The organism is Agromyces sp. NPDC055658 (genome assembly GCF_053618155.1).
This window is the reverse complement of sequence record NZ_JBSHHD010000021.1, coordinates 39,784-64,507: the sequence shown is the minus strand read 5'-3', so window position 1 is coordinate 64,507 and position 24,724 is coordinate 39,784. Positions and strand designations below refer to the sequence as shown.

Sequence of the window (24,724 nt, the reverse complement as noted above, 5' to 3'; positions counted from 1 at the left end):
GGACGACGATGTCTGCAAAGCGCACGGCGGTGAAGACGGCGGCGGTCGTCGCAGTACTCGGATTGCTGGCGACCGGGGCATTCGCGGCGACGGGCGGGTTCGGCGGTGCCGCCGACCCCGGCGAGACCCTCGCACGCGAGTCGCTGCTCACGCCCGACGACCTCGGCGACGGGTCGTTCGACGGCCTGCAGTACGCCGATCCGGCGGAGGGCCTCGCGCTCATCGATGCGCCCGAGGCATCCAGCGACGGCAGCGCCCAGCTGTCGTACCCGCTCATCGTCCCGCAGGGACGCGGCATGACGCCCGAGCTCTCGCTCGACTACGCCTCCGCCACGGAGTCGAGCTGGGCCGGCATCGGCTGGGACCTCGGCGTCGGGACGGTCGAGGTCGACACGAGCTACGGCGTGCCGTACTTCGACGCCGACAAGGAGTCGGAGTCGTACTCGCTCGACGGTGCGATGCTCGTGCCGAACGCCCTCGGCGACGCGTGGGAGGACCGCATCGCCGACCGGCAGGACTTCACGCGCCAGGTCGAGACCGAGTACGAACAGATCATCCGCCACGGCGACAGCCCGAAGAACTACTGGTGGGAGGTCCGCGACAAGATGGGCGGCATCCGCTGGTACGGCGCCAAGCCCGACGCCGGCGGGCCGATGGGCGGACCGCTCGGCGTGACCCGCGGGTTCGTCGAGCCCGGCCCGAACACGGGGGCGCTCGACCCCGACTCCATCGTGAAGGACGACGACGGCAACATCGTCAAGTGGCTGCTCTCGGCGCAGCGCGACGTCGGCGTCAACATGTTCCGGTACGCGTACGACACGCTGCGGTACCGCTACGACGCCTCGGTCGACGGCGGCTGGGTCGCGGATGCCTCGTGCGACGACGACGCCGACACGTTGTGCGCTCGCCACACGTTCCTGCGCAGCATCTTCTACACCGAGGCCGCCGAGGCCTCCGACGAGAACCATCCGGTCGAGGGCTACCACGAGCAGCCGCCGTACGAGATCCGCTTCATCCGGCAGACCGAACTCGTCGACCCCGCGTCGGAGACGAACGCGAAGTACCCGCTGCGCCCCGACTCGACGCTCGACGGCACCGGCCGCTACCTCGACCTGCTCGCCGAGCGGCTCGCGAGCGTCGAGGTCTGGTACGGCGACCTCCAGGTCGACGGCGGTCGGGACTACGACCAGCTCGCCACGCGCTACGACCTCGGCTACAAGACCGGGCCGTTCGGCAAGACCCTGCTGTCGACGGTGACGCAGGGCGCGGGCACCCCCGCCGCCGTCACGCACACCTTCCAGTACTTCAACGACGTCGGGTACTCGCAGGCCGGCTACGCCGGGTTCGCGACCGATCCGACGTGGAACACGGGCGAGACGGGCGCGAACGACGACCTCGGCGACCGCCTGTTCCTCGACGAGAACGTCACGGCCGGCGCGCTCGGGGGCTCCGAGTCGAACTCGGCCGAGGGCCACGCCTACATCGGGTTCAACCCGGCCATCCCGCAGAAGGTCGGCTCCTTCGGGGCATCGATCCAGGTCGGCGGCGGCCAGACCGACGGCCTCGAGGAGTTCATCGACCTCAACGGCGACGGACTTCCCGACAAGGTGTTCAAGAACGCCGGCAAGACGGACGCGAACGGCGACAAGCACGAGGTCTGGTACCGGCTGAACCTCGGCGGACCCGACGGCGAACCCGAGTTCAGCGCGCCGGTGCCGCTCACGACGCTCACCGGCAAGGGGCTCTCGCGCGACCACGAGTTCCAGCTGCAGGTCGCGGTCGAGGCGCACATCGTCGTCACCGCCTCGTTCGGCGTCGGTGGCGCGGTCGCCTGGGGCGACGTGTACTTCACCGACGTCAACGCCGACGGGCTGCCCGACCTGGTGCACGAGGGATCGGTCTACTTCAACCGGCTGAAGAACGGGGTCCCGTCCTTCGAGGCCGGCAGCACGGGCACGCCGGTGCCGCTCGCGACCGGCGGGCAGACGCCGCAGGTCGACAGCACCGAGCTCGACGCGCTGCAGCAGCGACTGCAGTCCGCCTCGCCGCCGATCGACACGGTCCGGCGCTGGGTCGCCCCCTTCGACGGCACCGTCTCGATCACCGGCGCAGCGGACCTCGACTCCCCCGAGGCGGCCGCGAGCGACGACGGCGTTCGCGTCGCGATCCAGCTGAACGAGGCGAGCGAGGTCGTCGAGACGCTCGTCGCCGACGATCCCGCCACCCCCGGAGACGAATCGGTCGCGTTCGACGCGGCCACCCCGCTCGAGGTGCAGGCGGGCGACCGCGTCTACTTCCGGGTCGGCTCGATCGACGACGGCGCTCATGACGAGGTCGCGTGGGCACCGACGGTGACCTACACGGCGATCGGCGGCGACGCGGTCGTCGACGAGGGCTCGGTCGACCCGGTGCCCGACGACACCGTCGAGGTGCCGCTCGACGTCAACGGACTGTCGCAGACCGTCTACTCGATCGCCGACGACTTCACGCTCGCCGGGCGCCCGAACACGCGCGTCGTCATGCCGTACGACGGCACCGTGCGCTTCACGGCGACCGTCGTGAAGTCGAAGGCGACGAGCGACGACGTGCGGCTCGTGGTCGACCGCACGGACGCCGATCCCACGACGGTGCTGCCGGTCGCCATCCCCGACGCGGTCGGCACGCCCGACGACGGCTCGGCAGACGTCACGATCACCGACGGCATGATCCCCGGCGACTTCGTGGGCACGATCGCGTTCACGGCGGACACGCCGGTGTCGGGTCCGGTGGCCGCCGACCCCGACGACGCCGCCTCCGAGCCCGAGACCGACACGGTGCACGCGCACCTCGGGGTCGACTCGTCGATCGACCTCACCGCCATCTCGTGGAACCCGTCGATCCACTACACCGCGGCGACCGACGAGAACGGCGACCCGATCGAGGTGCAGCAGGAGATCGACGGCGTGCTCACCGACACGAAGCGCGTCGACCTCGCGCCCGAGATCGAGCAGTACCCGAACCGGTCGACCGCCGAGGTGCTCGCGCCGTGGACGGCCGACGACACCGAGGACTACGGCGAGCTGAAGATCGAGCACGCCGTGCTCTCGCCGATCGCCGACGAGCTGCCGAACCGCGACGTCGTGCTCAGCATCAAGAGCCGCGACGGCCTCGTCTGGAAGAAGCAGGTCACGCTCGGCGCCTCGGTCGACCAGACCTCGGTGGATCTCACGGACCCGACGGCGACGCCGCCCGACCAGTCGTTCGGGCTCGTCGACGGCGAGGAGTACTGGTTCGAGCTCAGCGTGCGCGAGCCCGCGCTCGCCGACGCGCTGTCGGCCGACGGGTTCGCGGTGACGCTGCGCACCGACGAGGCCGTCCCCGAGGAGGTGACGCCGCCCGTCGTGATGACGTGGACCGGCCGGCAGGGCATCTTCCCCCTCGCCTACCGCGGGTGGGGCGTCGCCGGCTACACGGCGAGCGGCGGCAAGGCGACCCAACCCGTCGACGAGGACGCGTTCGTGATCGACGAGGCCGCCGCGCAGTCCGCGGAGCCCGCCGACGGCTTCGAAGACCTGTGCACGGGCCCGGTGACCGAGTGCGAGGCGGAGCCCGACATCGACCCCGCCTACGCGTACCTGCCGCTGCTCGATCCCGACTCGCTCGGTGAGGGGGCATCGCCGCTCGACGCCCCGCAGTGGCGCGGCACCCGCGACAACCTCGCCGCGTCGGCCGAGCGCATGCGCTCCTCGCGCCTGTCGAGCGACACGGTCTCGCTGGGCGTCGACGACGGGGCCTCGAAGAGCGGTGTGACGCGCATCTCGGTCACCGGTCCGAGCCTCTCGCTCGGCTTCGGCTTCGGCCCGCTCGGCGGGTCGGTCGGCATCGGCCCGAGCTGGAGCCTCGTCGACTACGAGGACCTCAACGGCGACGGCTACCCCGACGTCATCACGCCCGGCAACGTGCAGTACACGAGCCAGCGCGGCATCTTCCAGAAGACCGTCGCGGATCCCACCCCGAGGAAGGGGCTCGTCAACCAGGACTTCACGGTGAACGCATCGGGCGGCCTCGACGCGGGCCTCGTCGACATCTCGGCCAACAACAAGGGCAAGACGAACACGACGCAGGGCAATGCGGCGTCGAAGGGCAGCAAGGCCTCCGACAGCGATCCGGGCCTCGGCGCAGGCTTCGGCGTGAGCGTCGGCGGCGGATTCGACGTGTCGTTCACGAACCCGAACGAGTCGGGCCCCTCCGGCGGCCCGCTCTCGGCCGACTACGGCCCGCCCGATGCGCTCTCCGACATCCCGACCGGCGGCGGCGACACGGCGCAGATGTCGCAGGAGCTCGCCGACGTCAACGGCGACGGCCTGCCCGACGTCGTCTACACGAACCCGAGCGGCGTGTTCGTGCGCTACAACCTCGGCTACTCGTTCGCCGACGCGGTGCTGCCGCTCGCGACCGGGGGCTTCAACACCCAGGAGTCGATCGGCGCCCACGCGTCCGCCGGTTTCGCGACGCCGTGGGGCGAGTTCTCGGGCGGCGTCTCGTTCAACTGGAACTACGACATGGCCCGCTTCGCGTGGCTCGACGTGAACGGCGACGGCATCCCCGACCGCCTGCACAAGCCGTCCGCCGGTGAGCAGCCGACGGTCGAGTTCGGCACGGGGTCGGGCCTCGCGCCCGCGGTCGACTTCGGCGACTTCGCCCGCGCCGCCGGTGTCGGCGTCGCCGACCTCGGCGCGTCGCCGCAGGTGTCGTACGACCGTTCGCAGGGCATGGGCGGCGGCGTCGACTTCACCGTGTACGCCGGCCCGCTGTGCCTCGTCGCGTGCTACCTCGTCATCAACCCCGGCGCCTCGTACCAGAACTCGGTGAGCTTCTCCGAGGTCACGCTCGAGGACATCGACGGCGACGGCTTCGTCGACTCGCTCGCGTCGACCGACGACCACCAGGTGGCCGTGCAGCGCAACACGACCGGGCGCACCAACCTGCTCTCGTCGTACACGAACCCGCTCGGCGGCACGGTCAGCCTCGACTACGAGCGGTACGGCAACACGGTCGCGCACCCCGGCTCGACGTGGGCGCTCAGCCGCGTCGCGGTCGACGACGGCCGGCCCGGCGACGGTGCGGATGTCTCGGTGTCGACGTTCGCGTACGACGACCTGCGCTTCGACCGGCTGTTCCGCCAGCCGCTCGGATTCGGCAAGGTCACCGAGCAGGAGCTCGACGAGCAGGGCGTCGCCAAGCGCACCACCGAGACGGAGTACCTCAACGACGACGTGTTCGTCGCCGGGCTGCAGACCTCGATGGTCGTGAGCGACGCGCAGAGCGGCAAGAAGCTGCGCGCCGCAACGCTCGACTGGGGCATCCGCGACGTGCAGGGCGTCGCCGACGGCTTCGACCCGCTCGCCGAGGCCGACCTCGTCGACATCGACACGGCCATCCCGACCCTGACCGGAACCGAGTCGCTCACGTGGTCGTACGCGCCGCTCGTCGTCGACAGCGAGGAGCGCTACTTCGCCGCCGACGGCACGACGGTCGGCAACGAGACGAGCGTGAGCTTCACCTACGACGGCCTCGGCAACGTGCTCGAGCAGTTCGACGAGGGCGAGCTCGAGACCGATGCCGACGACGTGCTGACCGTCACCGACTACGCCGACTGCCGCATCTCGTCCTCCGAGGTCGAGGTCGACGACGGGGGCGACTACTCGGCCGGCCTCGGCTGCTTCGGCGACACCCCGTACTACCCGATGCCGAGCGACGAGCAGGCCTCGCCGATCTTCTCGCCCGACGTGTGCCCCACGTGGGTGAGCGTGCCGGCGGTCATCACCGTCTTCGACTCGGACGGCAACGTGATGCGGCAGCGCGACGGTCGCGACGCGGTCTGCGACAACCAGTCGGTGACCCACCTCGAGGAGCGCATCAGCGACACCGAGACCGCCGTCACCGAGCTGCAGTACGACTCGTGGGGCAGCTACAACCGCATCGTCTATCCCGAGGGCGAGGGCGGCGTGCGCTACGCGGTCGAGTACGTCTACGACACGAACGTGGGCCACGCGAACATCGCGGAGGTGACGGAGTACGACTTCGGCAGCCAGGACGAGGTCGACGTCTTCCTCGACTACGAGGCCGACACCGATCCGGTGCCGCTGCGCACCGGCATGACCTCGACCGCGACCTTCGACTGGGCGTCGGGGGCGGTCGCGAGTCGCACCGACGCGAACGGCAACACGACGTCGTACACCTACGACGGCCTCGGTCGGCCCGCCTCGATCAGCAACCCGCTGCAGGCCGACGCCGTGACGTTCGAGTACCACCCGAACGCCCCCGCATACGGCTACGCGATCGCGCGGCACGCCGACCGGTTCAACGACGACCCGATCGAGACGGTCCAGTTCGCCGACGGCACCGGCCGCATCACGCAGCAGAAGCGCGATGCGCGGGTCGTCGACGCACAGGGCGTCCCGGCCGACGGGCGCGTCGTCAGCGGCGCCGTCGTCTACGACGTCTTCGGCCACGAGGTCGAGACCTACCGGCCGACGTTCGACACGGTCGCGCAGACGACCTACGAGACGGCGACCTCGGATGTCGCGACGAAGACGGTCCGCGAGGTCAACCTGCTCGATCAGGAGACGCTGCAGACCGAGCCGGGGGCGCGGACCACGACGACGACGTACGGCTTCGGCGACGCCGAGGTCGCCGGCCACGAGGCATCCGTGATGCGAGCCGTCAGCACCGACCCGCGCGGCCGGGTGACGACGACGTTCACCGACATCCGCGGCAACGAGCTGCAGATGGACGACCAGCCGCTGAACCCGGCGACCCCCGACCCGGCCGACCTGCTGGCCCCGAAGACCGCGCGCTACGGGTACGACCCCCTCGGCCAGCTGCTGCGGGTCGTCGACGTCGCCGGCAACGAGACCACCCACACCTACGACGGGGTCGGCAACAAGACCAGCACCGACACCCCCGACGGCGGCCTCGTGGAGACGTGGTACGACGCCGAGGGCAAGGTCGTCAAGGAGGTCTCGGGAACGCTCCGCGAGGAGGACGTCGAGACGACCTACCACTACGAGCTGCAGAACCTCGTGAAGATCGACTATCCCGAGGACACCCCCGACGTGACGTACACGTACGGCGAGGCGGGCGCGCCCGACAACGGCGCCGGCCGGATCGTGCAGATCGACGACGCCGCTCGCGTGGTCACGCTGGGCTACGACCCGCTCGGCAACACGACGAGCCAGCTCAGCGAGATCAAGCTGCACAACTGGGTGCCCGGCGACCCGCGGTTCCAGTGGACCACCGAGTGGGAGTACGACGGGCTCAGCCGCGTCGAGACGATGACCTATCCCGACGGGGAGGTGCTGACCTACGACTACGACGCGGGCGGGCTCACCAGGTCGGTCGTGGGCGACGAACCCGGGCTCGTGAAGGTGCCCGTGCTCGACGCCGACGGCAACCCCGTGCTCGACGCCGACGGCAACCCGACGTACACCGACGAGCCGACCACGTGGCACTACGACTACGTGAACGACCGGCGCTACGACGAGTTCCTCGTGCCCGCCGCGATCGACTACGGCAACGGCGCGACGACGACCTGGAGCTACGACGAGCTGACGAGGTGGATGGACAACGTGCGCACGGTCTCGGCGGACCGGCCGCTCAAGGGCAACCCGGCGCACTACGCCGAGGTGCAGGACCAGACGTACCAGTACGACAAGGTGGGCAACCCGACGAAGTACTCGAACGACGTGCCGTCGACCGTGACGAACCTGTTCGGCAGCCCCGTGTCGATGACGTACGGCTACGACCCGTACGACCGGCTCGTCGACGCCTCGGGTTCGGCGAAGGTGTGGAAGAACACCCGCAGCTACACGTTCGACCTCGACTTCGACGACGCCGGCAACGTCGTGAAGAAGGCGCAGGTCGACAAGCTCGGCAGCAAGGTGCAGTCCGGCACCTCGTACTCGTTCAACCGCACGTTCGCGGCCGACGGCCCGCACCAGGTGAGCACGCAGGGGCAGGACACGTTCCACTACGACGCCGACGGCGAGCTCACGCAGATCGTCAACGGCACCGGCAAGAAGGCGAAGATCGCACGGGAGATCAGCTGGGACTGGGCCGGCCACATGGTGCTCGTCGACGAGTACGGCGAGACGACCGAGTACGCCTACGACGACGAGGGCCGCAGGGTCATCGAGCGCGGTCCGAACGGCGAGACGGCGTTCATCAACCCGTGGGTCACGGTGCGCAACGGCAACGAGCTCACGAAGCAGGTCTGGGTCGACGACGAGCTGATCGCGCAGCAGCGCGACCCGGGCGACGATCCGTACGCCGCCGAGGGTCAGCGCTACTTCCTGCACAAGGACCTGCAGGGCAGCACCAACGTCGTCACCGACGCGACGGGCCAGACGTTCCAGCACCAGGAGTACTTCCCGACCGGCGAGGTGTGGATCGACGAGCACTCGACGGTGTACCGCACGCCGTACCAGTACGCGGGCGCGTACACCGACGAGCGGCGCAGCCTGATGGACTTCGGCGAGCGCTGGTACGACGCGCGGCGCGAGCTGTTCCTGACCGTCGATCCGGCGCTCAGCGACCCGTTCAGCCTCATCGGCTCTCCTGAGCTGCAGGCCTCGTACGCGTACGCGGGCTCGAACGCCATCAGGTACAACGACCCGAGCGGCGCGCTCTTCACGATCGCGAAGGCCAACGACGTCGTCAGGGCGGCGTGGGACAAGAGCGACGCCGCGGGCAAGATGTCGGGCTTCGCAGCGCTCGGGGCGGTCGGTCAGGCGATGGACGCCGGCAAGGCGAACCATCTGCCGAAGGCGTTCGTGCGGCTCGGCGTGGGCATGGACCGGGATGCCGCGAAGAAGTGGCAGGACACGGCCGAGATCGCCGAGCCGAACCCGCTGATCGACATCGACCTCGACGAGGGCACCGTGAAGCTCGGCGCCCCGTACGGCAAGCGGGCGAAGTTCGGCGGCGACAAGACCGCGGCGACGGCGAACGCGCCGGGCGGCGGAGCCGGCAACGCGACGGCGGGCGGCACGCCGTCGGTGAACAGCAGCCAGCCGTCGACGTCGACGGCGACCGCCGGCGGCGCCGGCGGCGGCGCCCAGGCGACGGTCGCGCCGACGACGAAGCCGCTGCCTGCGACGCCGACGAAGGCGAAGTCGAGCGGTCAGGCGAAGAAGCCGCTGCCGACACCGCCGAAGACGACGGGCAGCTGAGCACGGGCCGCGGCGAGGCGTCGGCCGGGTGGGATGCCTCCGGCCGGCGCCGCGCGGATCGTCACTCCGCCGAGGGAGGGAAGTACCAGCGCTTCGGGCGCTCGTCGCGCGTGCCTCGGCCGAGCCGTCGGTCGAGGTGGCGCATGACGAGTGCGGCCGCGATGAGCGAGGCGCCGAGCGGGGGGATCGTCGCCTGGAGGACCGAGACGATCGTGACGATGAGCTCGTAGACCGCCGCCCACGACTCGGTGTTCGGCGTCACGAGCACGTTCACGATCGTGGGGGCGAGCACGATGAGCGCTCCTCCGCCGAACAGCAGGGCGATGCCCCACCACATCGTCGCCCGAGGCATCCGATCGTCGCCGTCGCCCATTGCGCCTCCTCTGCCGCGTTTCGTGCCCTCACTCTGGCAGGTCGGTCTCGACCCTGCCACCCCGGCGCAGCACCCCGCACCCGGCCGTCTCATCGAGTGGGTCGCGGCTGATCGCCCAGGCGACCGGCGGCCGATACGCCGATGCCACACGCCTCGTCGCGGTCGGCCGGGCGACCGGTGAGCGTGCGTCGTTCACGGGTGAGGCACTGCCGCCTCGGCACCCGCACGTGGCCGCCGCGCTCCACGCCGGCGTGCTCGCGGTGGCCGCGGCCGAGGTGATCCGCCGGTTCCTCGACGGGGTCGGTCCGCGCGCCGACCGGGCCGAGCTCGACGACGCCGAGCGATTCCTCGTCGATCGGGCCCCCGCGGTCGGCGTCGACGGCCTCGCGCGGCTGGTCAAGCAGCTCGAGGCGCACCTCGACCCCGACGGCGTGAAGCCCCGAGAAGACGAGTTGCGAGCCCGTCGAGGCCTCTCCGTCTGGGAGGACGCCGCGGGCATGATCAACCTCAAGGGTGCGTTCGACCCCGCCACCGGCGCCCCGATCAAGCTCGCGATCGAGACCCTCGTGAAGGCCGAACTGCGGCGAGCGCGCGACGCGAAGCGTCCGTTCGGCGCCGCCGCAGACGAGTGCGGCGGCGGCGAGGGCGTCGACCCGATCACGGCCGAAGAGCGCACGATCCAGCAGCTGAACGCCGACGCCCTCGCCGACATCGCGCGGCTCTCGCTCACCGCGACGTCGGCACCGCCCGCGCTGCGAGCGGTCACGATCGTCGCCCGGGTGAACGCGACCGACCTCGCCGCCGGCCACGGGTTCGCGACGATCGACGGCATCGACCAGCCGGTGTCGATCGCGACGCTGCACGAACTCGCCGCATCGGCCGGCATCGCCCCGATGCTCATCGGCGACGGCCACCAGGTGCTCGAGTTCGGCCGATCCGCCCGCCTGTTCTCGGCCGCGCAGAAGATCGCCCTCGTCGAGCGCGACGGCGGCTGCGCCTGGCCCGGCTGCACCCGCCCGCCATCGCACGCCGACGCCCACCACATCGCCTGGTGGAAGCGCGACGCCGGCCCGACCGACCTCGACAACGGCGTCATGCTGTGCGCGTTCCACCACCACCGCGTGCACGACGACGGATGGCTCGTCGTCATCCGCGATCACCGCAGCTGGTTCGTGCCGCCCGTGCACCTCGACCCCGAGCAGCGACCGCGACCCGGCGATGTCGGCCCGGGGCATCCCGCGAACCGGCCACCCGACCCGGGGCGGGGTCGCATCGGGCCCGAACCGCTCGCCGACGCCGCCTGAACGCTCCCCCGGCCCAGCCGGGGGCAGCGCGTAGCGCCACCCGAGCGCGCCACGTCGCACGGTCCGAACCCCCGCCCGCGAGCGGCCTGCTCACCTGAGCACGGCCGGTAGACTGCTGGGGTCAGGCATCCGCCCCCCGGCATCCGCCACGCCGCCGTTCTCTGGAGCTCGCCACTCGTGACCACCGAAACCCCCACCACCATCGCTGCACCCTCGACGCCGGTGCTCGACACCGTCGAGGTCGCGACCGCGACGCCCGAGAAGGAGCAGCCGTACGCCGCCCTGGGCCTGAAGCCCGACGAGTACGAGCGCATCCGCAACATCCTCGGCCGCCGCCCGACGAGCGCCGAGCTCGCGATGTACTCGGTCATGTGGAGCGAGCACTGCTCGTACAAGTCGTCGAAGATCTACCTGCGCCAGTTCGGCAAGAAGGTCACGCCCGAGATGAAGCAGCACCTGATGGTGGGCATGGGCGAGAACGCCGGCGTGCTCGACATCGGCGAGGGCTGGGCCGTCACCTTCAAGATCGAGTCGCACAACCACCCGAGCTACATCGAGCCGTTCCAGGGCGCCGCGACCGGCGTCGGCGGCATCGTGCGCGACATCATCTCGATGGGCGCCCGCCCGGTGGCCGTCATGGACGCGCTGCGCTTCGGCGACATCTCGCACCCCGACACCGCGCGCGTGGTGCACGGCGTGGTGAGCGGCATCAGCTTCTACGGCAACTGCCTCGGCCTGCCGAACATCGGCGGCGAGACCTGGTTCGACTCGACCTACCAGGCGAACCCGCTCGTCAACGCACTCGCGGTCGGCGTGCTGCGCCACGAAGACCTGCACCTCGCCAACGCGAAGGGCGCGGGCAACAAGGTCGTGCTCTTCGGCGCCCGCACCGGCGGCGACGGCATCGGCGGCGCGTCGATCCTCGCCTCCGACACCTTCGCCGAGGGCGGCCCCACCAAGCGTCCGGCCGTGCAGGTCGGCGACCCGTTCGCCGAGAAGGTGCTCATCGAGTGCTGCCTCGAGCTGTTCCAGAACGACCTCGTCGAGGGTATTCAAGACCTGGGCGCGGCCGGCATCTCGTGCGCGACGAGCGAGCTCGCCTCCAACGGCGACGGCGGCATGGCGATCGTGCTCGACGACGTGCTGCTGCGCGACCCCACGCTCACGCCTGAAGAGATCCTCATGAGCGAGAGCCAGGAGCGCATGATGGCGATCGTGAAGCCCGAGAAGCTCGAGGGCTTCCTGAAGGTCGTCGAGAAGTGGGACGTCGAGACGAGCGTGCTCGGCGAGGTCACCGACACCGGGCGCCTCAGCATCATGTGGCACGGCCAGGAGATCGTGAACGTCGACCCGCGCACCGTCGCCGTCGACGGCCCCGTCTACGAGCGCCCCGTCGCCTACCCGTCGTGGATCGACGCCCTGCAGGCCGACACCGCCGCGAAGCTCGACCGCCCGGCCACTCCCGACGAGATCCGCGAGCAGTTCCTGAAGCTCGTCGGCTCGGCCAACCAGGCGGATGCCGCGTGGGTGACCAACCAGTACGACAAGTACGTGCTCGGCAACACCGCGCTCAGCCACCCCGACGACGCCGGCATGGTGCGCGTCGACGAGGAGTCGGGCCTCGGCGTCTCGGTCGCGACCGACGCGAACGGCCGCTACTCGCAGCTCGACCCGCGCCAGGGCGCGAAGCTCGCCCTGGCCGAGGCCTACCGCAACGTCGCCGTGACCGGCGCGAAGCCGATGGGCGTGAGCGACTGCCTGAACTTCGGCTCGCCCGAGAACCCCGAGGTCATGTGGCAGTTCTCCGAGACCGTCGAGGGCCTGAGCGACGCCTGCCTCGAGCTCGGCATCCCCGTCACCGGCGGCAACGTGAGCTTCTACAACCAGACCGGCGACGTGCCGATCCACCCGACGCCCGTGATCGCCGTGCTCGGCGTGATCGATGACGTCGCCCGGCGCATCCCGTCGGGCTGGCAGGACGACGGCCACAACATCTACCTCCTCGGCGACACGACGGCCGAGCTCGACGGTTCGGCCTGGGCCGACGTCGTGCACGGCCACCTCGGCGGCCGCCCGCCGGCGGTCGACCTCGCCGGTGAGAAGGCGCTCGCCGAGCTGCTCTCGGCGGCCACGATCGAGGGCCTCATCGACTCGGCGCACGACCTCTCCGACGGCGGCCTCGCGATCGCCCTCGCCGAGGCGGTCTCGCGCTTCGGCGTCGGCGCCCGCGTGTTCCTCGGCGAGGTCACGGGCGACGCCGGCATCGATCTCGCGACCGCGCTGTTCAGCGAGTCGGCGGGCCGTGTCATCGTGACCGTCCCCCGGGAGGACGACGTGAAGTTCCGCGGGCTCTGCGAGGGTCGCGGCTATCCGGTGCGCCGCATCGGCGTGACCGACGCCGCATCGCAGTCGCTCGAGGTGCAGGACGCGTTCACCGTCTCGATCGACGAGCTGCGCGGCGTCAACCGCGCCCCGCTCGCCGACGCGTTCGGGCCGGTCGTCGGCTACTGAGCCGGTCGTCGAGCGGCGATGCGAATCGAGACCCCATGACCGAGACCGAGCACTACACCGACGCGTACGCGTCGACCCACGGCAGGTTCACGGTCGTGCCCGCCGCGTACGTGCTGCTCCGCCGCGGCGACGAGGTGCTGCTGCAGCTGCGCCGCGGCACGGGCTACTACGACGAGCACTGGGCGTTCGGCGCGGCCGGCCACGTCGAGGCGGGCGAGTCGCTGCCCGCGGGCGCCGCCCGCGAGGCGCTCGAGGAGCTCGGCGTCGAGGTCGCGCCCGACGCGCTCGAACTGCTGACGCTCATGCACCGCACCGACGGCTCCGGGCGACCGATCGAGCAGCGCTTCGACGTGTTCTTCCAGGTGCGCGAGTGGTCGGGCGAGGCCCGCATCATCGAGGCGCAGAAGGCCGCCGCCCTCGAGTGGTTCGCGCTCGACGCGCTGCCCGAGCCCGTCGTGCCGCACGAGCGCCAGGTGCTCGAGGCGCTGCGCGACGGACGGCTCGCGCCGGTCAGCCTCTTCGGCTTCACGGAGGCCTCGAATGCAGGGCAGTGACCTCGCCTTCATGGGCATCGTGGCAGGCGGCGCGATCGCGCTCTTCGCGGTCATCATCCTCGTCGGCGTGATCATGCGCGCCGTGAAGGCGCCGCGCGGGCAGCGGATGCGCGAGGCCTTCGGCCCGTTCGCAGGCGCCGGCGAGAAGTACCAGGAGCTGCACACCGGCCAGGAGGGCCTGCGCGACTCGATGATGCGCACGATCCAGGAGCAGAGCCAGCAGGGCGGCGAGCGCGGCGACTCGGGCGACCCCGGCACCGGCACCGGCACCGGCAGCAGCCCCACGGCGAACGATGAGGATGCCTCCGGCGCGGCCGGGGATCCCGATCGTCCATCCGACGCCCCCAGGGCCTAGCACCCCGACCTCGGCGGCTCATCGTCCACCACGTGGCCCCGCCCACATGCCGACCCACTCTTCCGGCCCCAGATCCCTCGGCCGTCGGCGTCCGAGCGCGCGGGTCCGGCCGCCGAAGACGTCGGCGACCCACGCCTGGTAGTCACGCCGGCGGGCGACCGGCACGAGCGGCCGCCGGCGCCGGCGGATCGTGAACAGGCCGCCGTCGACCGAGGGCGCCGGCCGGAACGCCGCGCGCGGCACTCGCCCGTCGAGGTCGAACTCGTACCACGGCGCCCACTGCACGGTCAGCTGGCTCGTACCGCCGACGCCGCACCGGCGACGGGCTGCCTCCCACTGCGTCAGCAGCACGGCCTCGGTCCAGCGATGCCGGGCGAGCAGCATCCGCAGCATCGCCGTCGTGACGTGGAATGGGATGTTGCCGACGACGACGTGCGGCTCGGCGGGGTAGCGCCAGTCGAGGGCGTCGGCGGTGACGATGCGGGCGCGGCGGCCGAGGCGCACCCGCAGCGCCTCGGCCCGCGCGGGATCGATCTCGATCGCCGTCAGCGGGCGATCGAGCGCTGCGAGCCGGTGCGTGAGCGCACCGCCGCCGGCGCCGAGTTCGACGATGGGTCCGTGAGTCGCCGCGACGAGCGCGACGATCCGGCCGACGACCTGCCGGTCGACGAGGAAGTTCTGGCCGAGTTCGTGCCGGCCGCCGACCGGCGCGGTGTCGCCGGATGGACGGCGCGACGGACGAGACGGTGTCCCGCCCGACGAACGACGTGATGAATGAGATGACGATCGAGGGGTGTGCACTGCAGCTCCGCTGGCGAGAGATCCGAGCGGCCGGGCACGACGAAGGTGCGCCGGCCAGGGTCACTTGGCTGGCTGAGGCGAAGGGTCTCGGAAATCGGTCGACGCTCCGCCTCAGGCGGTGCGGGGCCGAATCACCATCGTGGAGAACATGCAGGACACGGTCGAGCAGCCTAGCAGCGGCTCGCGCCCCACGGCCAATGCCCGAGCGCGCCGACGACGCGGGGCTGGCGGGGAGCGGGCGGCGCGGACTACCGTGAACCCGACGACCTCGTCACGGTGCGTCGCAGAGGAGCGCCCAATGGGCAAGGTGGTCATGTACGGCTCGGTCTCGGTCGACGGCTTCATCGCGGACGACGACGACCAGCCGGGTCCCCTGTTCGACTGGTTGACCAACGGCGACGTCCCGTTGGACGAGAGCGGCGTGCTGAAGGTGTCGCAGATCTCCTTCGACTACACCCGGCCGTACTGGGACCAGGTCGGCACGACGGTCGCCGGCCGCCGCGTCTTCGACCTGACCGACGGCTGGGGCGGGCAGCCCCCGAGTGGAATCGAACACGTGGTCGTCGTGACCCACCGGCCGGCGCCCGAGGGCTGGGACGCCGAGGCGCCGTTCCACTTCGTCGACGGCGTCGAGGCCGCCGTCGCCGAGGCCCAGCGGCTCGCGGGTGACCGCATCGTCGAGGTCGCCGCCGGCGACGTCGGCGGCCAGGCGCTCGCCGCAGGCCTGGTCGACGAGGTGCGAATGGACGTCGCACCCGTCGTGTTCGGATCAGGCAAGCGGTACTTCGGGTCGGTCGACGCGCAGCAGCTGTTGGAGGATCCGGATGCGGTGATCCAGGGCGACCGGGTGCTGCACCTGCGCTTTCCGGTGCGACGTCGTTCGATCTGAGCGCACCCCTTCGGTCTCGCTCCGGCGTGATTTCTTCCGCCGATCGCTCAGGTACCCGTCGGCGGCGACGCCAGCAGCTCCACACGATCGGCGAGGTAGCTCGCGGCGTCGGCGAGCGCGTCGGGCTGCGTCGGGTTCCAGCGCACGAAGGCGGTGTCGCCCCGCAGCACCAGCGGCCCGGCCGCCCCCTCGCGCGCGAGCGCGTCGAGGTCGACGGCTGCGGCATCGAAGTCGACGGTCTCCCCCGGGGTGATGCCGCCCTTGACCGCCGCGGCCTGCCATCCACGGTGCTCGGCGACACTGTCGGCGAGGACGCTGCGCCGCGCGGGCAGCTCGGCCCGCACGACGTGCCCAGTGGCGTACGCCGATCCGTCGGGCGCGACGAGCAGCACTCCGAGCCGCCACACGCGGCCGAGCTGCGCCATCCGCGGTGCCCGCGCGACCCCGAGCACCCGCCGCGGCTCGACGAGCTCCGCGAGCACCTCGGTCCGCGCCCCCGCCTCGGCGAGCCGGGCCGACGCGGCCTCGAGGTCGCGGCGCAGTCGTGCGACCGCGGCGCCGGCGAGCTCCCGCTCCGTGGCATCCGTCATGGCTCAATGCTGCCGCGCCCGCGCCGCGAACGGTAGTCGGCCGCGCCCGCCGCTCAGGCGCGCTCGGCGGGGTGGGGCACGACGCGACGTCCGGGTGCGACGCCGACCCGCACGTACTCCCCCGTCGACGCCTCGGCGAGCGCCACGTCGAGCTCCTCGAGCCCGTGGGTGATGCCCACGAGCTCGTCGAGCGGCAGCGACATCCACGACCGCTCGAGAAAGGCCACGGCCCGCTCGAGCTGCGCGCCCGTGTAGTTGTGCACCCCCGTGATCGTGACGAGCCCGCGCACCAGCCGCTCCGGGTCGAGCCGCAGCTCGGTACCGGGCGACACGCTGCCGACGAGCACCACGACACCGCCGACGCCCACGGCGCCGATGGCGCCCAGCACGGCGGGCGGCGCCCCGGAGGCTTCGATCGCGACGAGCAACTCGGGGATGCCTCGGGCGGCGAGCCGCTCGAGCACGGAATCGAGGTGCTCCTCCGCGCCGCGGGCGGCTCCCGGGTCGACCGCGATCGCCCCGAGCCGTCGCGCGAGCGCCCGCCGCGAGGCATCCGGTTCGGAGACGACGACCTCGGCGCCCGCCTCGCGTGCGATCGCCGCGACGCTGAGCCCGATCATGCCGCCGCCCGTGACGAGCACGGCCGCTCCCGCGAGCGGCACGCGCTCGGCGGCCGCGTCGAGCGCCGCGACCGCGGTCGCGGTCGCGCACGAGGCCGGTGCGGCGACGAGTGCCGGCACCTGCTCGCCCACCCGCACGACGGCGGTGCCCGCCCTGAGCTGCACGTGGGTCGCGAAGCCGCCCGAGAGCTCCCATCCGCGATGCACCTTCTCATGCCCGTACTTGGCGAGCGATCGGCACTTCTGCTCGAGTCCGCGCCGGCAGCGGTCGCAGTCGCCGCAGCTCACCGCGACCGACCAGACGACCCGGTCGCCGAGCTCGAGCGCCGAGCCGTCGGCGCGCACGGCGCCGTCGCCGACCGCGACGACCCGGCCGACCTGCTCGTGTCCGAGCACGAGCGGCGCGGGTGCGGGCCGGTCGCCGCGCACCGTGTGCACGTCGGAGCCGCAGACGGTCGCGAGTTCGACCTCGACGAGCGCCTCGCCCTGCGAGAGCCGTACGCCGGGGGCCGCGAGCGCCTCGTGCGGTCGGCCCGGTTCGTACCAGACCATCGCGACCGGAGCGGGTCGTAGCAGCAGGTCGGGCCCCGCGGCCCGCACGACGGTGTGCACCCGTCCGCCCTACTCGCCGTGCAGGCCGAGCAGCGCCGGCAGTTCGGCGACGCTGGCGATGACCGCGTCGGCGCCGGCTGCTTCGAGCGAGTTCCGGTCGTGCGCCCCGCTCAGCACCCCGACGACGAGCCCGGCCCCTGCGGCGACACCCGACTCGATGTCGCTCACGGTGTCACCGACGACGACCATCGCGTCGACCGCGCTCGTCGCGGTGCGCAGCAGCGCGGTGAGCGGCAGGTCGGGGTGCGGGCGCCCGCGGCCCGCGTCGACGGGCGAGAGCGCGAGGTCGGCGAGCCCGTGCCAGTCGAGTGCGTCGAGGAGGGCGTCGCGGGTCGCCGGCGAGAACCCGGTGGTGAGCACGACGGAGGCGCCCGCGTCCCGCAACCGCTCGATCACGCGCGCGGCGCCGGGGATCTCGGCGACGCCCTCGCTCGCGACGAGTTCGGCGTAGGCGCCCTCGAACTCGGCGTTCGCATGCTGGGCGGCGTCCTCGTCGCCGCCCGAGAGCACGCGGAAGACCTCGATCTTCGACTGGCCCATCGTGTCGCGCACGTACTGCAGCGCCTCGTCGAGATCGTCGCCCGCGGCGATGATGCCGCTGCGCTCGGCGGCGAGCACGAACGCCCGCTCGACGATGCCGTCGTCGACGACGGTCGTGCCGGCCATGTCGAGCACGATGAGCTCGATCTCGCCGTCCTCGTCGTCGAGGTCGTCGGGATCGGCGAGCTCCGCCGCCTCGTCGAGCTCGGCGAGCTCGTCGTCGGTCTCGTCGCGGAGATCGCGGACGTCGTCGGTCTCGATACGGGTGTCGATGGTCATGGTCGGCCTTCCTGGGAGGTGGTCTGGGTCGCGGGATGCCTCGGCGCCGGCGCGCTCGGCAGGGTCGCCGCGGCGGCGAGCGGTGCACCGGCATCGTCCGGCTCGCCGTCGAGCGCACGGCTGACGACGTGCTCGGCGAGACCGAGCCCGCACGTCATGCCGATGCCGGTCGTCGCGGCGGCGAGGTGCACGCCCGGCTCGACGCGCTCGACGAGGAACTCGTCCGGTGCCGACGCGTAGACACCCTGCCAGCGCTCGATGACGCGCGGCCGACCCGTGCCGAAGAGCTCGGCCGTCACCTCGAGCAGCGCCTCGAACGCCGCCTCGCCCTGGAACGGCTCGATCGACTCGCCGCGGTAGTGCGTGTCGCCGACGATGAGCGACCCGTCGGGCAGTTGCGTGTACATCTGGTTGAGGTCGAGAGCGGCGAGATCGGGTCGCTCGGCATGCAGGCGCGCACGGAGGCGGGTCGCGGCATCCGTCGCCGCGAAGGCGCCGTACCGCACGAGCGACCAGCCCGTGAGCAGCGGTGCCGCGAGGGGTGCACGAAGGCCGGCGGACACCCGAAGCATGTCGAGCCCGCACCGCACGATGCCGCGCGCCTCGGCGAGCTCGGGGTAGAGCAGGTCGACGTCGTGGTTGACCGCCACGACGACCTCGCCCGCGTCGATCGGCCCCCGGCCGGTCTCGACTCGGGCGGCACCGCCCAACGAGTCCGCGCCCCGCACGCGGGCGACGTTGGTGCGTCGACGGAACTCGACCCCCGCCGCCTCGAGGTGCGCCGCGATCGCTCGCAGCGCCTGCCGCGGGTTCGCCTGCAGGTCGTGCGACAGGAACGCCCCGCCGGCGAGCACGCCGGGCGCGACCGGCATGCGGCGCCCCGCCTCTGCGGCGTCGAGCAGCTCGACCTCGTCGCCGCGGAGTGCCGCGAGCTCGGCCAGCACGGCCGTCTCGTCGTCGCTCCGGGCGGCGACGAGGGTGCCCGAATCGCGCACCCAGACACCCGCGTCGCGCGCGAGCCCGAGCCAGAGCTCGCGCGAGGCGAGCGCGAACTCGCGCGCGCGGCCGTGCTGCGGCGTGAAGCAGAGATGGCCGAAGTTGCGGATCGACGCGCCCGTCGGCTCGCTGCCCCGCTCGATCACGACCACGCGCCGCCCGCGCCGGTGCGCGGCGAGTGCGGCCCCGAGGCCGACGACCCCCGACCCGACGACGGCGACGTCGAACGCGCGGCCGCGCCCGGCGCCGTCGCGCTGAACGCCCTGCACCGCCCCGCCGGTCACCGTCCCGCGCGTCATCGGAACACCCGCCGCATCCACATCGCGACGCCCTCGACGACGAGCACGGTCACGAGCAGCATGAGCACGATGGCGGTGACCGCCTGGTAGTTCGAGCCCTGGCCCGCATTGAGCAGGTAGTAGCCGATGCCGCCGCCGCCGACGATGCCGAGGATCGTCGCCGCGCGCACGTTCGTGTCGAGCAGGTAGAACCCGTGGCCGAGGAGCGCCGGCGTGCCCTGGGGCAGGGTGGCCGAGGCGTACACCTGCGTGCGGGAGGCGCCGGTGGCCGCGAGCGCCCGCTCGGGCCCCGCCTTCACCTCCTCGAACGAGTCGGCGATGAGCTTGCCGGCGAGGCCGATGCCGCCGAAGGCGAGCGCGAGCGTGCCGGCCTGCGCCCCGAGTCCGGTGATCACGATCAGCACGATCGCGAGGATCACCTCGGGCACGCCCCGGATCACGACGAGCAGGAACCGCATCGACGTGCGGACGGCGCCGTTCGGGGCGACGTTGCGGGCGGCGAGCGAGCCGACGACGACCGAGACGACGAGGGCGAGCAGGGTCGCGGCGAGCGCGATGCCGATCGTCTGGCCCATCGCACCGAACATGGTGGCGGCGTCGTAGTTGCCGAAGCTGGGCGGCCAGAACTGCACGGCGACCGCGGGCATCTTCGCCCACACCGTGACGAGGTCGCCCCACTGGATGTCGCAGATGAGGATGCTGCCGACGACGACGGCCGCGGCGATCCACCCCCACGCGGTGCTGCGCACCCGCGACGCGGTCCAGGGGCGTCGGAGCGCGGCATCCGGGGTGGTCGCCCGAAGCGGCCCGCCCGAGGCGCGGCCGCCCGTGAGCATCGCCTTGCGCACCGCGCTCGAGACGACCTCCATCGCGACGCACAGCGCGAACATGACGATCGCGATGCCGATGCCGAGCGAGTAGTTCAGCGACTTGAACGCGAACGACATCTCGAGGCCGAGGCCGGCGACGCCGACGTAGCCGAGCACGACCGAGCCGCGCAGGTTGATGTCGTTGCGGTGCAGCACGGTGGCGACCCACGACGGCAGCACCTGCGGCAGGATGCCGCTCGTGAACTCCTGCCACCTCGAGCCGCCCGCCGCACGGATGGCGAGCCTCGGCCCCTCGTCGATCTGCTCGATGGCGTCGGCGAAGAGCTTCGAGATCATGCCGATCGAGTGGATGCCGATCGCGAGGATGCCGGGAAGCGTGCCGAGCGAGAACATCAGCACGAACACCATCGCGAGCACGACGTCGGGCACGGCACGGGTGAAGACGCCGACGAAGCGCCCGAACGCCCGCCAGCCGGGCCCGGGCGTCGTGTTCGCCGCCGAGAGGTAGGCGACGGGCACCGAGATCACGGCGGCGAGCAGGGTGCCGCAGAGCACGAGCCCGACGGTGAGCGCGGTGAGGTATGCGAGCTCGGCCGGCTCGGGGAAGGTGATCGGGCCGACGCGGGCGAAGAACCGCTCGGCGTTGTCCCAGCTCTCCACCATGCCGGTGATCGAGATGCCCGACTGGGCGACGGCGACGACGGCCATGCCGACGAGCGCGACGAGCGTCAGGGCGGCCGCGACGCGCTCGGGCGACACGATGCGGCGCGGTGCGCGCTCGGCGATCGAACCCGGCGGGGATGCCTCGGCCGGACGTTGCCCGGAGGCGAGGAGCGCGGTCATCAGCGGGCCGGCTCCGGCTCGGCCGCGACATCCGCGAGTTCGCGTTCGATCGCCTCGAGCTCGGCGGTCGCGGTCGCGACCCGGCCGTAGATCTCCATGACCTCGGCCTTGGTGAGCCCCGATGCCGGGGTGTCGAGCACGACCTCGCCGTGGCGGAGCCCGACGATGCGGTCGCCCCACGAGAGCGCGAGGTCGACCTGGTGCAGGCTGCAGACGACGGTGAGCCCCGCGTCCATCGCGATCTCGCGGATGAGGGCCATGACCTGCTCGCTCGACTCGGGGTCCAGCGAGGCGACCGGCTCGTCGGCGAGGAGGATCTCGGGATCCTGCATGAGCGCGCGAGCGATCGCGACGCGCTGCTGCTGGCCGCCCGACAGGGTGTCGGCGCGCTGATAGGCGCGGTCGAGCAGGCCCACCCGATCGAGGTGGCCGAGCGCGGCGAGCTTCAGCCGCCGCGGGTAGCTCAAGAGCCCGAGCCGCGGGCCGCGCAGCTCGGCGAGCGCGCCGGTGAGCACGTTCTCGAGCACCGTCAGCGACGGCACGAGCTCGAACTGCTGGAAGACGAAGCCGATGCGGCTGCGCAGGGCCCGGAGGCGCCGCCCCGACAGGCGCGGCACCTCCTGGCCGAGCACGCGCACGGATCCGGACGTCGGGGTCTCGAGCCCGTCGAGGTGCCTGAGCAGCGTCGACTTGCCCGAGCCCGAGAGGCCGAGCAGCACGACGATCTCGCCCCGGGCCACCTGCAACGAGGCATCCCGCAGTGCGACCGTGGTGCCGAACGACTTGGTGAGTCCCTCGATCTCGATGAGGGCGCCGTCTCCGGTGGTCTCGCTCATGTCCTCGTCCGTTCCGTGTCCGTGCGCGTCAGTTCCGGGGCGTCAGCCCTGGCACTGCTCCGCTTCGGTCTTCTCGCAGATGTCGCGGATGGTGTCGTAGTACTCGTCGTCGACGGGCACCGTGGCGTAGAAGACGCTGCGGAAGGCGTCGCTGTCGGCCGACTCGACGCCCGAGGCGATGATGTCGTCGATCGTGACCTCGCCGAGGACGTCGGCGAGCTGCGTCTTGAGGTCCTCGGGGAGGGTGTCGGAGACGACGATGGGGGCGCCCGGCACCATGGTCTCGCCGACGATCTCGACCTTGTCGCTCTTGGCGACCTCGCTGTCCTCGGCGAAGCCCGCCTCGCACTCGACGCCCTCGCCGGTCTTCGTGACCGAGACGTCGTGCTTGCCGGCGAACACCGGGGTGACGTCGGTCTCGGGGTCGATGCCCTCCTCGAGCAGGTTGTAGCTCGGGAAGAGGTAGCCCGAGGTCGACGACGGGTCGACGAAGCAGACCTTCTTGCCTGCGAACCCGGCGAGGTCGGTGATGTCCGAGCCCTTGGGCACGATCGCCTGCGAGTAGTAGCCGGGCTCCTGGCCCTCCGCGGTGACGATCGACGAGATCGGGGTGATCGCGGCGCCGTTGTTGGTCGCGGTGACGTAGGTGAAGCCCGAGAAGCTCGCGACGTCGATCTTGCCGGCGACGGCGGCCTCGATGAGGGCGGCGTAGTCGGTCGACTCGTGGTACTCGACCGTCTTGCCGGTCTCGGCGGCGATGTAGTCCATGAGGGGCTGGTAGTTCGTCTCGGTGTCGACCGAGTCGGGCACGACGCCGAAGACGAGCGTGTTCTCGTCGACCGCGAACGTCGCGTCGCCCGAGCCCGCCGCGGCGTCGCCCGAGCCCTCGGAGGCGTTCGCCGAGGTGCAGGCCGCGAGGCCGACGGTGAGGAGGGCCGCTGCTGCGACGGCCGTCCAGCTCTTGGTGGTGAGTTGCATCGGAGACCTTTCGTGAACCCCGGCCCGGATCTCGGGCGCAGGCGGTGCGTTCCGATGGCTCACGGTAGGCAGCGGTGCTCAACGCCGAGGGGACCCGCGGTTACCGGTCGGTGAACCCGGTGCGGCGGGTCGGCGATGCGGATGTCGCGGAGACGTCAGCGCCGAAGGCGCAGCGGGCCCGTCGCGGCGCCCAGGCCGACGACGACGATGCCCGCGAAGAGCCAGCCGTACCGGCCGGACACGACCCCGATGACGCCGAGCACGATGCCGACGGCGACGAGCACGCGGGAGATGACGAGGCGCACCTTCGGCCGCGCGAGGAAGCGCGGGCGCGGCCGGCCGTCGCCCGGCCCGCTCATGCGCCGAGCGTGAACGTCGTGCCGGTGGCCCGTTCGGCGAACGCCCAGAAGCGCTCGGCGATCGCGGGGTCGGTCGAGGTGCGCGTCGGCGTCTGCAGCACGGGCGGGCCCTTCACCGACCAGCGCGGACCCCAGAACTGCCCGCCCTGCGCCTCGGGCGCGGTGAGCGCGTGCAGGGTCACCTCGGCGCCGCGGTGCTTGCCCTGCGCCCACGCCGCCTGCAGCGCGTCGGCGAAGCGCGCCCCGGCGGTGGGCTCGTTCACCCCGGGCACCCGGGGCGTGCGCCCGCTGATCGAATAGCCGGGGTGCGCGACGAGGCTCGCGATCGGCAGCCCGGCCGAGCGCAGGCGCCGGTCGAGCTCGAACGCGAACACCTGGGTCGCGATCTTCGACTGCGCGTACGCGCGCCAGAAGTCGTAGCCGCGCTCGAGCTGCAGGTCGTCGACGCGGAAGGTCGACAGCCGGCTCGACAGCGAGCCGAGCGACACGATGCGGGCGCCGTCGGCGAGGTGCGGCACGAGGTCGGCGAGCAGCGCGAAGTGGCCGAGCACGTTCGTCGCCAGCACGAACTCGTTGCCGTCGGGCGAGGTGAGGCGCGCGCCCGGCGTGTGCACCATGCCCGCGTTCGCGACGACGCCGTCGAGCGGCGGCCGGTGGGCGAGCCGGCGGCCGGCGGTGCGCACCGACGCGAGCGACGAGAGGTCGACGACGAGCGGCTCGAGCGATCCCTCGACGCCGCCGGGAGTGCGCGCCATGGCCTCGGTGATGGCGGCGAGAGCCGCCTCGAGCCGCTCGGGACTCCGGCCGGCGAGGGTCACGTGCGCGCCGGCACCAACGAGCCGGGCCGCGGTGAAGAAGCCGAGGCCGGCGTTCGCCCCCGTGACGAGATACCGCTTGCCGGCCTGCGAGGGAAGCGCCGCCGGATACCAGTTCATCGCTCGCC

At 72.0% G+C, this 24,724-nt stretch carries 17 protein-coding genes; 6 read left to right on the top strand and 11 right to left on the bottom strand.

The window, feature by feature from the left end:
* The first annotated feature begins 8 nt into the window (after positions 1-8).
* Complete coding sequence (locus ACWGPE_RS11580) at positions 9-9,212, top strand: SpvB/TcaC N-terminal domain-containing protein (RefSeq protein WP_452048742.1); 9,204 nt, start codon at positions 9-11, stop codon at positions 9,210-9,212.
* Between the two features lie 61 nt (positions 9,213-9,273).
* Here ACWGPE_RS11580 and ACWGPE_RS11575 read toward each other — a convergent pair whose 3' ends face one another.
* Entirely contained in the window at positions 9,274-9,585 is a 312-nt protein-coding gene (locus tag ACWGPE_RS11575; RefSeq protein WP_275505201.1) for a hypothetical protein, read from the bottom strand.
* Between ACWGPE_RS11575 and ACWGPE_RS11570 the strand changes: the two genes are divergently transcribed.
* The 4 genes from ACWGPE_RS11570 to ACWGPE_RS11555 all read left to right on the top strand — a co-directional run bounded on the left by ACWGPE_RS11570 (position 9,585) and on the right by ACWGPE_RS11555 (position 14,309).
* Positions 9,585-10,889: a DUF222 domain-containing protein gene (locus ACWGPE_RS11570; protein ID WP_452048741.1), complete on the top strand. Its 1,305-nt coding sequence runs from the start codon at positions 9,585-9,587 to the stop codon at positions 10,887-10,889. The genes ACWGPE_RS11575 and ACWGPE_RS11570 overlap by 1 nt on opposite strands.
* 177 nt (positions 10,890-11,066) lie before the next feature.
* Positions 11,067-13,400, top strand: a complete 2,334-nt coding sequence (purL, locus tag ACWGPE_RS11565; protein ID WP_231429664.1) for a phosphoribosylformylglycinamidine synthase subunit PurL — start codon at positions 11,067-11,069, stop codon at positions 13,398-13,400.
* Positions 13,401-13,435: 35 nt separating this feature from the next.
* On the top strand, positions 13,436-13,954 hold the full coding sequence (locus ACWGPE_RS11560) for an NUDIX hydrolase (RefSeq protein WP_231429663.1): 519 nt from the start codon (positions 13,436-13,438) through the stop codon (positions 13,952-13,954).
* Complete coding sequence (locus tag ACWGPE_RS11555) at positions 13,941-14,309, top strand: hypothetical protein (RefSeq protein WP_231429662.1); 369 nt, start codon at positions 13,941-13,943, stop codon at positions 14,307-14,309. The genes ACWGPE_RS11560 and ACWGPE_RS11555 overlap by 14 nt, the downstream gene beginning before the upstream one ends.
* Positions 14,310-14,327: 18 nt before the next feature.
* On the opposite strand, the gene erm is transcribed toward ACWGPE_RS11555, so the two are convergent.
* A complete protein-coding gene (erm, locus tag ACWGPE_RS11550) occupies positions 14,328-15,110 on the bottom strand; it encodes a 23S ribosomal RNA methyltransferase Erm (RefSeq protein ID WP_231429661.1) in 783 nt (260 codons plus the stop codon).
* A gap of 298 nt (positions 15,111-15,408) precedes the next feature.
* On the opposite strand from erm, the gene ACWGPE_RS11545 reads away from it, so the two are divergent.
* Complete coding sequence (locus tag ACWGPE_RS11545; protein WP_231429660.1) at positions 15,409-15,999, top strand: dihydrofolate reductase family protein; 591 nt, start codon at positions 15,409-15,411, stop codon at positions 15,997-15,999.
* 47 nt (positions 16,000-16,046) lie between these two features.
* Here ACWGPE_RS11545 and ACWGPE_RS11540 read toward each other — a convergent pair whose 3' ends face one another.
* The 9 genes from ACWGPE_RS11540 to ACWGPE_RS11500 form a co-directional block, all read right to left on the bottom strand.
* The gene (locus ACWGPE_RS11540) at positions 16,047-16,589 is read right to left on the bottom strand and encodes a hypothetical protein (protein WP_231429659.1); all 543 of its coding nucleotides are present in this window, start codon (positions 16,587-16,589) and stop codon (positions 16,047-16,049) included.
* 53 nt (positions 16,590-16,642) lie between these two features.
* On the bottom strand, positions 16,643-17,821 hold the full coding sequence (locus ACWGPE_RS11535; protein ID WP_231429658.1) for an alcohol dehydrogenase catalytic domain-containing protein: 1,179 nt from the start codon (positions 17,819-17,821) through the stop codon (positions 16,643-16,645).
* A 9-nt stretch (positions 17,822-17,830) separates the two neighbouring features.
* Positions 17,831-18,640, bottom strand: coding sequence for a phosphonatase-like hydrolase (locus ACWGPE_RS11530; RefSeq protein ID WP_452048740.1), 810 nt, complete (start codon positions 18,638-18,640; stop codon positions 17,831-17,833).
* Positions 18,637-19,935 (bottom strand): TIGR03364 family FAD-dependent oxidoreductase, encoded by a 1,299-nt coding sequence (locus tag ACWGPE_RS11525; RefSeq protein WP_452048739.1) that lies wholly within the window; start codon positions 19,933-19,935, stop codon positions 18,637-18,639. The genes ACWGPE_RS11530 and ACWGPE_RS11525 overlap by 4 nt, the downstream gene beginning before the upstream one ends.
* A complete protein-coding gene (gene phnE / locus ACWGPE_RS11520; RefSeq protein WP_452048738.1) occupies positions 19,932-21,608 on the bottom strand; it encodes a phosphonate ABC transporter, permease protein PhnE in 1,677 nt (558 codons plus the stop codon). The genes ACWGPE_RS11525 and phnE overlap by 4 nt, the downstream gene beginning before the upstream one ends.
* Positions 21,608-22,444, bottom strand: a complete 837-nt coding sequence (phnC, locus tag ACWGPE_RS11515) for a phosphonate ABC transporter ATP-binding protein (RefSeq protein WP_452048737.1) — start codon at positions 22,442-22,444, stop codon at positions 21,608-21,610. Before phnC ends, phnE begins: the two co-directional genes overlap by 1 nt.
* 42 nt (positions 22,445-22,486) lie before the next feature.
* On the bottom strand, positions 22,487-23,422 hold the full coding sequence (locus tag ACWGPE_RS11510) for a phosphate/phosphite/phosphonate ABC transporter substrate-binding protein (protein WP_452048736.1): 936 nt from the start codon (positions 23,420-23,422) through the stop codon (positions 22,487-22,489).
* Positions 23,423-23,577: 155 nt separating this feature from the next.
* Complete coding sequence (locus ACWGPE_RS11505; protein WP_452048735.1) at positions 23,578-23,781, bottom strand: hypothetical protein; 204 nt, start codon at positions 23,779-23,781, stop codon at positions 23,578-23,580.
* Positions 23,778-24,716 (bottom strand): SDR family NAD(P)-dependent oxidoreductase, encoded by a 939-nt coding sequence (locus ACWGPE_RS11500; protein WP_452048734.1) that lies wholly within the window; start codon positions 24,714-24,716, stop codon positions 23,778-23,780. Before ACWGPE_RS11500 ends, ACWGPE_RS11505 begins: the two co-directional genes overlap by 4 nt.
* Between the last annotated feature and the right edge of the window lie 8 nt (positions 24,717-24,724).

What these genes read in the sequence shown, in the direction of transcription:
- ACWGPE_RS11540 (WP_231429659.1), bottom strand. Translation starts at nt 16,589, where the DNA reads ATGACGGATGCCACGGAGCGGGAGCTCGCCGGCGCCGCGGTCGCACGA.
- ACWGPE_RS11500 (WP_452048734.1), bottom strand. Translation starts at nt 24,716, where the DNA reads ATGAACTGGTATCCGGCGGCGCTTCCCTCGCAGGCCGGCAAGCGGTAT.
- ACWGPE_RS11560 (WP_231429663.1), top strand. Translation starts at nt 13,436, where the DNA reads ATGACCGAGACCGAGCACTACACCGACGCGTACGCGTCGACCCACGGC.
- ACWGPE_RS11555 (WP_231429662.1), top strand. Translation starts at nt 13,941, where the DNA reads ATGCAGGGCAGTGACCTCGCCTTCATGGGCATCGTGGCAGGCGGCGCG.
- phnC (WP_452048737.1), bottom strand. Translation starts at nt 22,444, where the DNA reads ATGAGCGAGACCACCGGAGACGGCGCCCTCATCGAGATCGAGGGACTC.
- phnE (WP_452048738.1), bottom strand. Translation starts at nt 21,608, where the DNA reads ATGACCGCGCTCCTCGCCTCCGGGCAACGTCCGGCCGAGGCATCCCCG.
- ACWGPE_RS11545 (WP_231429660.1), top strand. Translation starts at nt 15,409, where the DNA reads ATGGGCAAGGTGGTCATGTACGGCTCGGTCTCGGTCGACGGCTTCATC.
- ACWGPE_RS11525 (WP_452048739.1), bottom strand. Translation starts at nt 19,935, where the DNA reads ATGACGCGCGGGACGGTGACCGGCGGGGCGGTGCAGGGCGTTCAGCGC.
- ACWGPE_RS11575 (WP_275505201.1), bottom strand. Translation starts at nt 9,585, where the DNA reads ATGGGCGACGGCGACGATCGGATGCCTCGGGCGACGATGTGGTGGGGC.
- ACWGPE_RS11505 (WP_452048735.1), bottom strand. Translation starts at nt 23,781, where the DNA reads ATGAGCGGGCCGGGCGACGGCCGGCCGCGCCCGCGCTTCCTCGCGCGG.
- ACWGPE_RS11580 (WP_452048742.1), top strand. Translation starts at nt 9, where the DNA reads ATGTCTGCAAAGCGCACGGCGGTGAAGACGGCGGCGGTCGTCGCAGTA.
- ACWGPE_RS11510 (WP_452048736.1), bottom strand. Translation starts at nt 23,422, where the DNA reads ATGCAACTCACCACCAAGAGCTGGACGGCCGTCGCAGCAGCGGCCCTC.
- ACWGPE_RS11530 (WP_452048740.1), bottom strand. Translation starts at nt 18,640, where the DNA reads ATGACCATCGACACCCGTATCGAGACCGACGACGTCCGCGATCTCCGC.